At 64.6% G+C, this 14,423-nt stretch carries 10 protein-coding genes; all 10 read left to right on the top strand.

The window, feature by feature from the left end:
• Window positions 1-81 precede the first annotated feature (81 nt).
• The 10 genes from IC232_RS15145 (at window position 82) to IC232_RS15100 (ending at window position 13,530) form a co-directional block, all read left to right on the top strand.
• Window positions 82-774 (top strand): response regulator transcription factor, encoded by a 693-nt coding sequence (locus IC232_RS15145; RefSeq protein ID WP_190845824.1) that lies wholly within the window; start codon window positions 82-84, stop codon window positions 772-774.
• The gene (locus IC232_RS15140; RefSeq protein ID WP_409564930.1) at window positions 771-2,168 is read left to right on the top strand and encodes a sensor histidine kinase; all 1,398 of its coding nucleotides are present in this window, start codon (window positions 771-773) and stop codon (window positions 2,166-2,168) included. The genes IC232_RS15145 and IC232_RS15140 overlap by 4 nt, the downstream gene beginning before the upstream one ends.
• Before the next feature lie 65 nt (window positions 2,169-2,233).
• The gene (gene ccmI, locus IC232_RS15135) at window positions 2,234-3,334 is read left to right on the top strand and encodes a c-type cytochrome biogenesis protein CcmI (RefSeq protein WP_190845823.1); all 1,101 of its coding nucleotides are present in this window, start codon (window positions 2,234-2,236) and stop codon (window positions 3,332-3,334) included.
• On the top strand, window positions 3,331-3,789 hold the full coding sequence (gene ccmE, locus IC232_RS15130) for a cytochrome c maturation protein CcmE (protein WP_190845822.1): 459 nt from the start codon (window positions 3,331-3,333) through the stop codon (window positions 3,787-3,789). The genes ccmI and ccmE overlap by 4 nt, the downstream gene beginning before the upstream one ends.
• 15 nt (window positions 3,790-3,804) lie before the next feature.
• Window positions 3,805-5,787 (top strand): heme lyase CcmF/NrfE family subunit, encoded by a 1,983-nt coding sequence (locus IC232_RS15125; protein ID WP_190845821.1) that lies wholly within the window; start codon window positions 3,805-3,807, stop codon window positions 5,785-5,787.
• 3 nt (window positions 5,788-5,790) lie between these two features.
• Entirely contained in the window at window positions 5,791-6,252 is a 462-nt protein-coding gene (locus IC232_RS15120; protein WP_190845820.1) for a cytochrome c-type biogenesis protein CcmH, read from the top strand.
• 739 nt (window positions 6,253-6,991) lie between these two features.
• Entirely contained in the window at window positions 6,992-8,203 is a 1,212-nt protein-coding gene (locus tag IC232_RS15115) for a trypsin-like peptidase domain-containing protein (protein ID WP_190845819.1), read from the top strand.
• A gap of 141 nt (window positions 8,204-8,344) precedes the next feature.
• Window positions 8,345-9,043 (top strand): response regulator transcription factor, encoded by a 699-nt coding sequence (locus IC232_RS15110; protein ID WP_190845818.1) that lies wholly within the window; start codon window positions 8,345-8,347, stop codon window positions 9,041-9,043.
• A gap of 10 nt (window positions 9,044-9,053) precedes the next feature.
• Entirely contained in the window at window positions 9,054-10,487 is a 1,434-nt protein-coding gene (locus IC232_RS15105; RefSeq protein WP_190845817.1) for an ATP-binding protein, read from the top strand.
• Window positions 10,488-10,590: 103 nt separating this feature from the next.
• Window positions 10,591-13,530, top strand: coding sequence for a bifunctional [glutamine synthetase] adenylyltransferase/[glutamine synthetase]-adenylyl-L-tyrosine phosphorylase (locus tag IC232_RS15100; RefSeq protein ID WP_190845933.1), 2,940 nt, complete (start codon window positions 10,591-10,593; stop codon window positions 13,528-13,530).
• Window positions 13,531-14,423 lie beyond the last annotated feature (893 nt).

Here is a 14,423-nt window from a genome sequence, read left to right as displayed (position 1 = left end):
CGTCACTTAAGGGATCAAGCATTGGATTGATCCCAAAAGTGCCTTCCACTTTTGGGTCCGATGCTATGGGAAGCCAAAACCGTGCGCCTACTCGTTGTCGAGGACGACAAAACCCTCAATAAGCAGATCGTGACCGCCCTTGAACAGGCAGGCTATGCGGTGGACACCGCCATGGACGGCGAGGAGGGGCAGTTCCTCGGGGACACCGAGCCCTATGACGCCATCATCCTCGATCTCGGCCTGCCGAAGGTGGACGGCGTGTCCGTGCTGACCGCCTGGCGCCGCGAGGGGCGCAAGACCCCGGTGATCATCCTGACCGCCCGCGACCGCTGGAGCGACAAGGTGCAGGGCTTCGATGCGGGCGCCGACGATTACGTAACGAAGCCCTTCCACATGGAGGAGTTGCTTGCTCGCGTGCGCGCCCTGCTGCGGCGCTCCGCCGGCCATGCCACCAGCGAAATCTCCTGCGGCCCCGTGAAGCTCGACACCCGCTCCGGCCGCGTGGCCGTGGACGGCAACCCCGTGAAGCTGACCTCGCACGAATACCGGCTGCTGTCCTACCTCATGCACCACATGGGGCGCATCGTCTCGCGGGGCGAGCTGACCGAGCATCTCTACGACCAGGATTTCGACCGGGATTCCAACACCATCGAGGTCTTCATCGGCAGGCTTCGCAAGAAGCTCGGCGTCGACATCATCCAGACCGTCCGCGGGCTGGGCTATCTCCTCGACGCCACCCAGGCCCAGACGACCCAGGCCCAGACCAAGACGTGACCGGCCTGTCACCGCTCGTGAAACGGTTCGCCGGCCGGCCCATCGCGGTTCGTCTGGCGGTCTCCTCGGTGTTCTGGAGCTTCGTGATCCTGCTGATCGCGGGGCTGATCCTGTCGACCCTCTACCGGGACAACACGGAGCGGGCCTTCGACCAGCGGCTTCTCGTCTATGCCAACACCCTGGCCTCCAACCTCGTCGGGCCGGGCGATCCCGACCGGGATCTCGGCCCCATCGGCGATCCCCGATTCGAGCTGCCCCTGTCGGGCTGGTACTGGCAGGTGGCGCGGCCCAGCGCGGCGGCGGCCGAGATCCGCTCGTCGAAATCGCTCTTCGGCGGGCAGTTGCCGAACCTGGCCAGCGGCGACGACCGGTTCGGGCAGATCCGCCGCGGCTACGGACGGGCGCCGGACGATCGCAACCTGCGGGTCATCGAACGCGACATCGACCTCGGCGAGGACGGACGTTACATCATCCGCGTCGCCGGGCCCGCCGACGAGATCGACATCGCCGTGCGCGACTTCATCTTCGCCCTGACGGTGACCTTCGCGCTTCTCGGCATGGGCCTTGGCTTCACCACCCTGCTGCAGATCCGCTTCGGCCTCCGGCCCCTGTCGAATCTGCGCAGCGCGCTCGGCGCCATCCGGCAGGGGGAGGCCGAGCGCATCGCGGGCGAGTACCCGCGCGACATCTCTCCGCTCGCCAGCGAATTGAACCTGCTCCTCGACACCAACCGCGAGATCCTGGAGCGGGCCCGCACCCAGGTGGGCAACCTCGCTCATGCCCTCAAGACCCCGCTCAGCATCATCATGAACGAGGCGGAGAACGCCCCCGAGGATGTGGCGGCCAGAATCCGCGAGCAGGCGGCGCTCATGCGCGATCAGGTCAATTACTATCTCGACCGCGCCCGCGCGGCGGCGCTTGCGGGCACGCTCGGAACCCTGACCGAGGCCGAGCCGGTGATCGCCGGCTTGGCGCGCACCTTCGCGAAGATCTACCGCGACAAGGATCTGGAGGTGGAACTCGCAATCCCGCCGGATCTGCGCTTCCGGGGCGAGAAGCAGGATCTGGAGGAGATGGCCGGCAACCTCATCGACAACGCGGCCAAATGGGCTGTGCGCAAGGTCGTGGTATCCACCGAGATCGTCCGTGACGACGACCGGCCGCGCTTTCGCCTGCTCATCGACGATGATGGGCCGGGACTGCCCGAGGCCGCCCGAACCGAGATGCTCAAGCGCGGCCGGCGGCTAGACGAGACGAAGCCGGGTTCGGGCCTCGGCCTGTCCATCGTCAGCGATCTGGCGGCCCTCTACCGGGGCTCGCTCCAACTCGATGCGTCGCCCATGGGCGGCCTGCGCGCCATCCTGGAACTCCCAGGGGACAGGAGTTCCCCTTAAGGAGATTTGCGCGTGACACCGTGCCACCGTCGTGCTTGAGGAGGACACGGAGTAAATAGGACTTTATGGTGATCTGGATCATTCTCCTGGCAATGACGGCGGCAGCCGTGATGGCGGTGTTGTGGCCGCTGTCGCGCCATTATGCCGTCGCGCGCCAGGCCAATCCGGATACGCAGTTCTACCGCGAGCAGATTGCCGAGATCGAGCGGGATCTGGCCCGTGGCGTGCTTCTCCCGAGCGAGGCGGAAGCCGCCAAGGCCGAGGCCGGACGCCGGCTTTTGCGGGCCACGGGTCTGCAGGCCGAAGACGCTTTTGCTGCCGTGGGTGAGCCCGCTCTGCGCCGCCGCCGCGCCGCATCGACGCTGGCCCTGTCGATCATCCCGCTTCTGGCGCTCGCCACTTACGAAATCTATGGCTCGCCCCAATTGCTGAGCGAGCCGCCGGGCGCGCGGATGCAGCCGCAGCAGGCCGGCGGCACGAACCTGCTCGGCGCCGTAGCCGACATCGAGGCGCATCTCGCCAAGAACCCGCAGGACGGGCGCGGCTGGGAGGTGATCGCTCCGGTCTATCTGCGCATGGGCCGCATCGAGGATGCGGTGAAGGCTTATGAATCGGCCATCCGCTATCAGGCGCCCGATGCCGTTCGCCTCGCCAATTACGGCGAGGCTCTTGTGCTGGCCAAGGACGGGTTGATCTCTGCGGAGGCGCAAGCCGCCTTCGAGCAGGCGGTCAAGCTCGACCCGAGCGCGCCCAAGGCCCAGTTCTATCTCGCCCGCGCGGCCGTGCAGGACGGACAGGCCGACAAGGCCAAGGCCATCCTCGAGAACCTGCTCGCTTCCTCGCCGGCCGATGCGCCGTGGGTCGATCCGGTGAAGCAGGAACTGGCAGCGCTCGGCTCGCCTCAACCCGAGGCAGCTGCGGCTGCGCAGATCGGCCCCGAGGCCGTCGCCGGCATGGTGACGGGACTGGCGAGCCGTCTCGAAACCCAGGGCGGCACGGCCGAGGAATGGGCACGGCTGATGCGCTCCTATGCCGTGCTGGGCCAGCGCGAGAAGGCCACCGATGCGGCCAAGCGCGCCCGGGAGGCCCTGGCGCAGGATGCCGAGGCCTTGAAGACCATCGACTCGATGGCCCAGGAACTGAAACTCACCGACGCTCAGCCATGACGAGAAAACAGCGCCGCCTGACCCTCATCGGAGTTGCCGGATGCGTCCTCGCGGTCGCACTCGGGCTTGTGCTCTATGCCATGAACGACACGATCGTGTTCTTCAACTCGCCGGCGGACATCCAGGCGAAGAGCGTGCAGCCCGGTACGCGCATCCGCCTCGGCGGTCTGGTGAAAGAGGGCTCCGTGCACCGAGGCGCCGACCAGCAGATCACCTTCGAGGTCATGGATGCCGAGGCCGTGATCAAGGTGAACTACAAGGGGCTGCTGCCCGACCTGTTCCGCGAAGGGCAGGGGATCGTGGCCGAGGGCATTCTGGAGAGCCCAAGCGCTTTCCGCGCCGACTCGGTTCTCGCCAAGCACGACGAGAACTATATGCCACGTGAGGTGGCCGATGCGCTGAAGAAACAGGGCCACTGGCAGGGCGAGGCCAACGCCGCGCCCAAAACGCAGTAGTAAGGGAGAACCCTCGTGTTGGTCGAGGCCGGACATTTCGCACTCGCGCTTGCCCTGGGCCTGTCGCTGATCCAGTTCCTCGTGCCGCTCTGGGGTGCGCGCGCCAACGATCCCGTGCTGATGGCCGTGGCGCCGACAAGCGCGCTGGCGGTCTTCGCCTGCATCGCGTTCTCGTTTCTCGCCCTGACCTTCGCGTACCTGAATTCCGACTTCTCTGTACTGAACGTCGTCCAGAACTCGCACTCGGCAAAGCCCCTGATCTACAAGATCTCGGGCGTGTGGGGGAACCATGAGGGCTCCATGCTGCTCTGGGTGCTGATCCTCGCCCTGTTCGGCGCCGTCGTGGCACTGTCGCGCAACAGCGTCCCCATGCGGCTGCAGGCGAATACGCTGGCCGTGCAGGCCGCCGTCACCATCGCGTTCCTGCTCTTCATTCTCACCACGTCCAACCCCTTCACGCGCGTCGTCCCGGCAGCGGTTGAGGGACAGGATCTCAACCCGCTGCTTCAGGATCCCGGTCTCGCGATCCACCCGCCGCTTCTCTACATCGGTTATGTGGGCTTCTCGATCTCCTTCGCCTTCGCCTGCGCGGCGCTCATCGACGGGCGCATCGATGCGGTCTGGGCCAGGATCGTACGGCCCTGGACGCTCGGCGCCTGGGCGTTCCTGACGCTCGGCATCGCCATGGGGTCCTACTGGGCCTACTACGAACTCGGCTGGGGCGGCTGGTGGTTCTGGGATCCGGTGGAGAACGCCTCGCTCATGCCGTGGCTTGCCGGCACGGCGCTCATGCATTCCACCGTGGTGATGGAAAAGCGCGATGCCCTGAAGGTGTGGACGATCCTGCTCGCGATCCTGACCTTCTCGCTCTCTCTGCTCGGCACCTTCCTGGTGCGCTCCGGCGTGCTCACCTCCGTCCATTCCTTCGCGGTGGACCCGGAGCGCGGCACCTTCATTCTCGGCATTCTCATCCTGTTCATCGGCGGCTCGCTCGCGCTCTTCGCCTGGCGCGCGCCGATGCTCAAGCAGGGCGGCCTGTTCGCGCCGGTTTCCCGCGAGGGCGCGCTCGTGGTCAACAACCTGTTCCTCGCCACCGCCTGCGCTACCGTGTTCATCGGCACGCTCTACCCGCTGGCGCTTGAGGTGCTCACGGGCGAGAAGATCTCTGTCGGTGCGCCGTTCTTCAACTTCACCTTCCTGCCGCTGATCGTGCCGCTCCTGCTGCTCTTGCCCCTCGGGCAGACGCTCGCCTGGAAGCGCGGCAACTTCCTCGGCACGGCCCAGCGGCTTTATGCGGTTTTCGGCATCTCGCTCCTCGCCACCATCGTGATGTTCGCCTTCACCTATGGCGGCCCGGTGGCGGCGCCTCTTGGTGTCGGGCTTGGGCTTTATCTGGTGCTCGGCTCGATCAACGAGATCGTCACCCGCTCCTGGTCGAAGGGCACGCCTCTGGCCGTTGCCTGGCGAAAAGCGCGAGGCCTGCCGCGCTCCGCGTGGGGCACGTCCATTGCCCATGCGGGCGTCGGCCTCACGGTGATCGGCATTGCCGCAACCGCTTGGGGCGTCGAGGCCATCGGCAGCTTGAAGCCTGGCGAGCGCCTGAAGGGCGGCGATTACGAGGTGAGGCTCGAACGCGTCATTCCGCGTGTCGAGGCCAATTACCGCGAGGAAGCGGCCCTCCTGACCGTGTTCGGTTCCGGCCGGGAGGTTGGCACCGTCGAGACCATGAAGCGCCTCTACCTCACGCGCGGCATGCCGACCACCGAGGCCGGAATCCTGACCGTTGGCCTCGGTCAGGTTTATGCCAGCATCGGCGACGCGCAGCCGGACGGATCCGTCGGCGTCAGGCTCTACCACAAGCCGCTCGTCCTGCTGATCTGGATCGGCTCCCTTGTGATGGCGATCGGCGGCGGGATATCCTTGACTGATCGGCGCTTGCGCATCGGCGCTCCGGTTCCCGCCAAGACCATGCCGCCTCATGCGGTTCCTGCGGAGTAGGCCATGCGCGTCGTCCTCGCTCTCATCGCGGCCCTTCTCTTCAGCGCCTCCGCCTTTGCCGTGCAGCCGGGCGAGGTGCTGAAGGATCCGGCCCTGGAAAGGCGTGCCCGCGAGATCTCGGCAGGCCTGCGCTGCCTCGTCTGCCAGAACCAGTCCATCGACGATTCCGACGCGCAACTCGCCAAGGACCTGCGCCTCCTCGTGCGCGAGCGCCTCGTGGCCGGCGACACGGACGATCAGGTGGAGAACTTCCTCGTCCAGCGCTACGGCGAGTTCGTGCTGCTGAAACCCACCTTCGGCTCTCACACCCTGCTGCTGTGGCTGACGCCGGCTCTGATCCTGATCCTCGGCGGCATCGGCGCCTATGCTGCCTTGAGGCGTCGCCCACAACCTGCCAGCGCAAGCCTCGATGACGAGGAGCGGACGGCGCTGGAGAATCTGCTCAAGCGCGATCAGAGCGCTTGAGCCATCAAGCACGCCTGGCCTCGTTCAGATCACGCTGGGGCGTGAAATTTTCCTTGTTTGTGGGATATTAGTCCGCTCAAATTGGGGCATTATTCCTCAGTTGGAAGTGGCTTCGCTTTTTTAAGTAAACATACAAATTTGTCACTGGGCCAAACCGCCGAGCTGGTGATATCGGGCTCTCAATCTCCTGATATTTCCTGCGAAAGGGACGGTCGTGAAAGCAGCGGCCTTTGGATTGAGTTTTGTCCTTCTCGTTCTCCCTTTCGCTACACGAGCAGACGAAAATCTCGTCGCCAAGCGCGAGGCCTGCCGTCAGGAGGCCAGGCTTGCAATTGCCCCGAAGGGGAAGATCGGTGTCGACAGCTTCCGGCGGATTGTGGAGCGGCGTGCTGCTCATGTGAGTCAGTGCATGAGCCGTGCTTTCGTCGCTCGCAAGGACACCCCGCTCCCGCCAAGGAGGGCACCCGCTACCAGCGCGGTCTGGAGCGAGGCGGCAAAGACTGCCGAACGTGTCGACCGAAGAAAATTGAAAACAGCCTCGCCCAGAACCTTTAAATCGAGGAAATCCGGCCTCAAGCAGCTCAGGCGCTCGTCCCGCAGGAGCAAGTAAGAGACGGCTCGGTCCGCCTGTCGACGAACCTTACCAACATTTCATCTTGGGGTGAGGGTACCGTAAGGCGCTACACCCCATCTTGCTCCCATGACGAACCGACAAGGGTTCATCCAGGAGAGACAAGAGATGTTGGACAAGGTTTCCACTCCCGCCCGCAAGCGCACCGCGACATGGCTCGGCGCAGCGGCCGTGGCTGCGTTGATCGCAGGCGGCGCCGTCGAGAGCGGTCTTGTTGCCCCCAATGCCGCCCATGCCGAGCTGCGCTCCATGGCTCAGCCGGTTCAGAATGTCCCGTCCTTTGCCGACGTGATCGAGCGCGTGAAGCCCGCCGTGGTTTCCGTGAAGGTCAAGGTGCAGAACGTGGCCGACCGTGACGACGAGGACGGCCCGCGCTTCTCGGCGCCGGACCTGCCTCCGGGCCATCCGATGGAGCGCTTCTTCCGCCAGTTCCGCGAGGGCGAGCGCGGTGACCGTGGCGATCGCGGCCAGCGCCGCGAGCAGCCCCGCCGGTTTGGCCAGTCCATGGGTTCGGGCTTCTTCGTCTCCGCTGACGGCTACATCGTGACCAACAACCACGTGGTCGACAAGGGTTCCGAAGTCGAGATCACCATGGACGACGGCAAGACCCTGGACGCCAAGGTGGTCGGCACCGACCCGAAGACCGATCTTGCCCTGCTGAAGGTCGAGGGCAGCGACTTCCCCTATGTCCGCCTGGCAGGCCAGAAGGCCCGCATCGGCGACTGGGTGGTGGCCATCGGCAACCCGTTCGGTCTCGGCGGCACGGTGACGGCCGGTATCGTGTCGGCCCAGCACCGCGACATCGGCGCAGGCCCCTACGACGACTTCATCCAGATCGACGCTTCGGTGAACCGGGGCAACTCGGGCGGCCCGACCTTCAACCTCGCAGGCGAGGTGGTGGGCGTGAACACGGCGATCTTCTCGCCGTCGGGCGGCAATGTGGGTATTGCGTTTGCCATCCCGGCGAGCACGGTCGAGACCGTGGTCGCATCACTCAAGGAGAACGGCTCCGTGACCCGCGGCTTCATCGGCGTGCAGATGCAGCCGGTAACCAAGGAGATCGCCGAAGCCATTGGCCTGAAGGAGCCCAAGGGCGCCCTCGTGGCCGAGGCCATGAAGGATGGTCCTGCCGCCAAGGCCGGCGTCAAGACGGGCGATACGATCGTCGCCGTCGACGGGCAGCCGATCAACGAAGCCAAGGACCTCTCCCGCAAGGTGGCCAATGTCGCCCCGGGCAAGAGCCTGTCGCTCACGCTCTGGCGTGACGGCAAGGAGCGGAACGTGACCCTCGAGGTCGCGAGCCAGCCGAAGGGCGTCTGATAGCCCTCGGATAAAGCATAGGCACCAGGCTTTCTGAGTTGATTGCCCCCGACACCTGGTGTCTTCTGCCCGCGGCGGACCGGTCTTTCCCCTCCAGGGCCGGTCCGCCGACGGGCTTTTTCTTGTGTGGCGTGCAGGCCGATGCGGATTCTAATTATCGAGGACGACCGGGAGGCAGCCTCCTATCTGGTCAAGGCGTTCCGGGAAGCAGGCCACGTGGCGGACCATGCCGCGGATGGCCTCGACGGCTACGCCATGGCGGAAGCCGGCGATTACGAGGTGCTCGTGGTCGACCGCATGCTGCCCAAGCTCGACGGCCTCTCCCTGATCCGCTCGCTCCGCGAGCAGAAGGTGGAGACGCCCGTTCTCATCCTCTCGGCGCTGGGCCAAGTGGACGACCGGGTGAAGGGCCTGCGCGCGGGCGGCGACGATTACCTGCCGAAACCTTACGCCTTCTCCGAACTTCTCGCCCGCGTCGAGGTTCTCTCGCGCCGCCGCGCCTCGGCGCCCCATGCGGAGCCGACGGTCTACCGCATCGCCGATCTCGAACTCGACCGCCTGTCCCATCGCGTGACGCGGTCAGGCCAGGAGATTGTGCTGCAGCCGCGCGAGTTCCGGCTGCTCGAATACCTGATGAAGAATGCCAACCAGGTGGTCACCCGCACCATGCTGCTGGAACATGTATGGGACTATCACTTCGATCCCCAGACCAACGTGATCGACGTTCACGTGTCGCGCCTGCGCGCCAAGATCGACAAGGGTTTCGACAAGCCGCTCATCCACACCATCCGCGGTGCGGGCTATATGGTCCGTGTCGGTACCGAGGAGGGGGACGAGTGAGGATGCGGTCATGAGCGTCTTCATGAGCGCCATCGGCAAGCTCGTCCGCACGACAGCCTTCAAGCTGTCTTTCGCCTATCTGCTCATCTTCACGATCTTCGCTTTCGTGGGCCTCGGCTATGTGGCCTGGAACGCCCAGCGGCTGCTCACGGAGCAGTTCGTCTCCACTATCGAGGGCGAGATCGACAGCTTGTCCAACCTGTACAGGTTCGGAGGGCTGCGCCGCCTCGTCACGAGTGTCGAGCGCCGCTCGCGGGCACCGGGCGCCTTGATCTATCTCGTCACAACCGAGACGGGCGAACGCGTCGCCGGCAATGTGGGCGCTCTGCCTCCCGATGTGCTTGGCCGGACAGGCCAGTTCGAAACGCTCTACAACCGCACCGACGAAACGGAGACGCGGCCCGATGTGGCCATCGTTCGCGTGTATCTTCTGCCCGGTGGGTTCAGGCTTCTCGTGGGGCGCGACATCGAGGAACGCCGGCGCCTGCGCGACATCATCCAACGCGCCTTCGGCTATTCGCTCCTGTTCATCGGCGTCCTCGGCTGCCTGGGCGGATGGTTCATCACCAGGAGGGTGCTCAAGCGTGTCGACGACATGACGGACATCACGCGCCACATCATGGCGGGTGATCTCGGCGGCCGGCTGAAGGTGGCGGGAACCGGCGACGAACTCGACCGGCTTGCGGAGAACCTCAATGCCATGCTCGATCGGATCGGCGAGCTGATGCGCGGCATGCAGGAGGTTTCGGACAACATCGCCCACGACCTAAAGACACCACTGACGCGCCTGCGCAACAAGGCCGACGAGGCCCTGCGCACGGCCAGGACCCCCGACGAGCTGAAGACGGCCCTGGAAGCCACCATCGACGAGAGCGACAACCTCATCCGCATCTTCAACGCGCTGCTCATGATCGCGCGGCTTGAAGCCGGCAGCGCCCGCGAAGGTCTTGCGGACTTCGACGCGGCCGAGGCGGTGCGCGGCGTGGCCGAGCTCTACGACGCCTTGGCCGAGGAGGCCGGTGTGGACCTTGAGGTGTCGGTCGATGACGATCTGCCCGTTCACGGCAGCCGCGAGCTTCTCGGGCAGGCCATGTCGAACCTCCTCGACAATGCACTCAAATACGGCGCCTCGTCCGACGCTCCCAGCAAGACGATCAGCGTGTCGGCCCATCGTCGCGATGGCGAGGTGCGGATCGCGGTGGCCGACCGGGGTCCGGGCATTCCGGAGGCGGAGCGGGGCCGGGTGCTGGAGCGCTTCGTTCGCCTGGAAACGGCCCGGTCCCGTCCCGGCTTCGGGCTAGGCTTGAGCCTTGCCGCGGCGGTGGCGCGTCTCCATGGCGGCGCGCTCAGGCTCGAAGACAATGAGCCGGGCCTGAGGGTCGTGCTGGCCCTACCGCTCAAGGCCGTGGAACTGCCGCAGCCAAGCCTCCAGACGGCCGCTTAAGCCTGAAGGATAAGAGCCCCGGGGCACTTTTCGGTTGCCTCCGGATGCCCGGCATGAACACTCGGGTCATCTTGGAAAACCCGAAGAGCGCGCCGTGCCGGATGTGAAAGACACCCTCCTCAGCCGTTTGTCCCAAGCTCCCCTTGTGGCCGATCAGAAGCGCGCCAAGGCGCAGTTGAAGGATTTCATCGATCGGGCGCGCGGCGAGCCTGAGGCCGCCGGCCTGTTGGAGCATCTGAGCGAAGGACTTTTCTGCGAACTCCTGCTTGGGCTCGCTGATCATTCTCCTTTCCTCTGGCAGCTGACCGTCAACGATCCCGCGCGCATGGCGAGGCTCGCCTTCTCCTCTCCGGAGGAGGCGCATCGCGCCATCATCGACAATCAGTCGGGCCTTTTTCGTGAATTGCGCTCCGGCGCGATCACCCGCGACGGTGCCGTGCAGGCCTTTCGGCAGAACCGTAACGCTCACGCGCTCCTCGTCGCCATGGCCGATATCGGTGGCCTCTGGAGTACGGAAGAGGTGACGCAGGCGCTCTCGGATTTTGCCGACGCGTCTGTTGCCGGTGGCGTCAATCTCGTGCTCACCGAGATGGCGGATCTCGGGCGGGTCAATCTCGTGAATCCGGACAACCCGGGCGAGGGCTCCGGCTTCACCGTGCTGGCGCTGGGCAAGCACGGGGCAGGGGAGCTCAACTACTCGAGCGACATCGACCTCGTGATCTTCTTCGATCCGGAAACGCAAGTTCTGCGCGATCCATCCGAGGCGGCGACTGTCTACACCCGCATCGCCCAGCAACTCGCCAAGCTGCTGCAGGAGCGCACGGCCGACGGCTATGTGCATCGGGTCGATTATCGCCTGCGCCCCGATCCGGGCTCGACGCCGACGGCTGTGTCGCTGTCCTCGGCTTATGTCTATTACGAAACGGTGGGGCAGAACTGGGAGCGCGCGGCTTTCATCAAGGCGCGGCCCATCGCAGGGGACCTGACGCTTGGCGAAGACTTCCTGAAGGAGCTGCGCCCCTTCATCTGGCGCAAGTATTTCGACTTCGCGTCCATCGCCGACGTGCACGCCATGAAGCGGCAGATCCACGCGGTGCGTGGTCATGACCAGATCGCGGTGGCCGGCCACGACATCAAACTCGGGCGCGGCGGTATCCGCGAGATCGAGTTCTTCGTGCAGACGCAGCAGCTTGTGTTCGGCGGTCGGCGTCCCGGTTTGCGCGGGCGCCGTACCCTCGACATGCTCAAAGCGCTTCATGACGAGGGCTGGATCACCGCCCATGCGCGCCACGAACTCTCGGACGCCTACCGCTTCCTGCGCACCATCGAGCACCGGCTGCAGATGGTGGCCGACGAGCAGACGCAGCGTCTGCCGTCCGACGAGGAGCAGCTCAAGCGCTTCGCCAAGTTCTGCGGCTATCCCAACCTGAAAGCCTTCTCGAAAGCCCTCACGGAGCAAGCGAAGATCGTGCAGGGGCATTATGCGCTTCTGTTCGAGGAAGGGCCGGAGCTCGCCTCCGATGTGGGCAGCCTCGTCTTCACCGGTTCGGACGACGATCCTGATACGTTGGCTACCCTCCAGCGCATGGGCTTCCACGAGCCCGAGCGTGTGGCTGAGACCGTGCGTGGCTGGCATTTCGGCCGCCGTCCCGCGATCCAGAGCGCCCGCGCCCGCGAGGTGCTGACCGAACTCACGCCGGCGCTGCTTGCGGCGCTCGGCGGCACGGCCGATCCCGATGGAGCGCTGGCTGCCCTCGACCGCGCTTTCGGCCGCATGCCGGCTGCCGTCGAACTCCTCACCATCCTGCAATCCCACGACCGCCTGCGGCTCCTCTTCGCCGATCTGCTCGGCACCGCGCCGCGCTTGGCCGATACGGTGGCCCAATCGCCCCACGTGCTCGATGCGCTCATCGACCCCGCCTTCGGCACGCCCACCACCGACGACGAGACCATCGAAGCCCAGGTGCGTCAGCTCATCGGGCCGCCGCGCGACTTCGAGGATTTTCTCGATCGTGCGCGCGATGCCGCGCGGCAGATGCGCTTCGTCACAAGCGCGCGCCTGCTCTCCGGCGTCATCTCTCCCACACAGACGGGCGAGGCCTACGCGGCCATTGCGCGCGCCGTCATCCGTGCTTCCTTCGACGAGGTGCGCCGCGCCTTCGAGGCTGAGCATGGTAGCGTGCCGGGCTCAAGGATTGGGATCCTCGGCCTCGGGCGCCTCGGCAGCCGAGAGCTGACGGCAGGCTCCGATCTCGACCTCGTGGTGATCTACGATTTCGACGAGAACCAGCGCGAGAGCACCGGCCCGCGCAGCCTCGATGCGGTCGTCTATTACACCCGCCTCACGCAGCGGCTCGTCTCGGCGCTCACGGTGCCGACACGACGTGGACTGCTCTACGAAGTGGATCTGCGCCTGCGCCCCCAGGGCGGAAAGGGCCCTGTCGCCTCGCAGTTCAAGGGCTTCGTCAGCTACCAGAAGACTGAAGCTGATTTGTGGGAGCACATGGCCCTCACCCGCGCCCGCGTGCTCGCGGGTGACGAGACTTTCGGCGCTGAAGTCTCGCAAGCCGTGAAGGACATCCTCACCACCAAGCGCGATCCGAAACACGTCTTCAAGGAGGTGCGCACCATGCGCGAGCTGATCGCGCAGGAAAAGGGCGACAGCGATCCTTGGGACATGAAGCTCGCCCGCGGCGGCCTGACGGATCTCGACTTCATCGCGCAGGGTCTGGTGCTAGCCCATGCGCACAAGCATCCGTCGCTGGCCGGCCTTTCGACCGAGGCCACCTTCGCCGAGGCGCAGTCGCTCGGTCTGCTCCCTGCAGATGACGCTAGGACACTCACCGAAGCCCACCGCCTCTTCAACGACATCTTCCAATGGCAGCGCCTGACCATTGAAGGCACATTCGATGCCGAAAGGGTACCGCCGGTCATCCTCAAACGCCTCGCCACTGTCGCCGGGTTGCCGAGTGCGAAGGTTTTGCTGGAGCATCTGGGAGAGATGCGGGGGCGTGTCGCGACAGCTGGGGGAATGGTCGCGTAAGCGAAGCACTGAGTTCCAGCCAGCGAGCCGTTTCTGAGACAAAGCACCAGGGGTTGCATATCTTATGGGTAGATTAAAACTTATCGCTATAAATCAATATTTTAAAGGGTTTTAATCTTAATATTCCTACCTGCATGGATAGTTTTTCCCTCAAAAGAAAGTGTTACTAAGAAACGTTTTATTTAAGGGGCAATACGATGGCGCAGGACTCGTTATCAGCATGGCTTGACTGGTGGGAATCTCACGGCAAAGCAATTTCTTTGTGTCCTGTAGGCAATGGCGGCTATGTCGTCTCTCCAGGAACACAGAGTCAAACAAGTACAAGTACAACTGTTGGAGGCGACGGAACGGCTAGTACCACTGGAGGAGGCAGTTCGGGCTCCTGGGGTTCAGGTTCTACCACCGCGCCTGCTTCAACCAGTTCGCCACCGAGCGGTACATCTGGTGGAAGCACATCAGGGGGAACTGCACAGTCAGGTCCTGGTGATTATGAGGATGAATTTGCTGGAGCGTTCGCAGGATTGGCGTTTTTCACCATACTTGGTGAAGCTACGGGCATCCCAGGATTCATCGCCGGTGGTACCGTCGCCGGTGCACAAATAGGTGGAATTGGCCTAGTCATCGGCGCACTCCTCTTAGGTCCTCCCAGAGATCCCAGAGAGATAGAGCAGGATACTGACTGGGGTGCCTCTACGTTCGTCCCAAGCCCTGAAACTCCGGAGAATCCTCAGCCCGTCCACAAAGTCGTACAGTTCGTCGTCGGTGGGAACGCGTACTTTGTGGAAATTCTGCGAGGGACTGCCAAAGCTGACCAATTAGAGCAACGGCGGTTCAGATGAATCCATATCCTGCGGCGGTGAAGTAGTTGCGGCATTCCTCAGCCTCGATCCCAT

Origin of the sequence: Microvirga sp. (genome assembly GCF_014699075.1) — a bacterium.
In the GTDB taxonomy this organism is placed as follows: Bacteria; Pseudomonadota; Alphaproteobacteria; order Rhizobiales; family Beijerinckiaceae; genus Microvirga.
The sequence above is the reverse complement of the archived record's forward strand: the minus strand, read 5'-3'. Positions and strand labels throughout refer to the sequence as shown.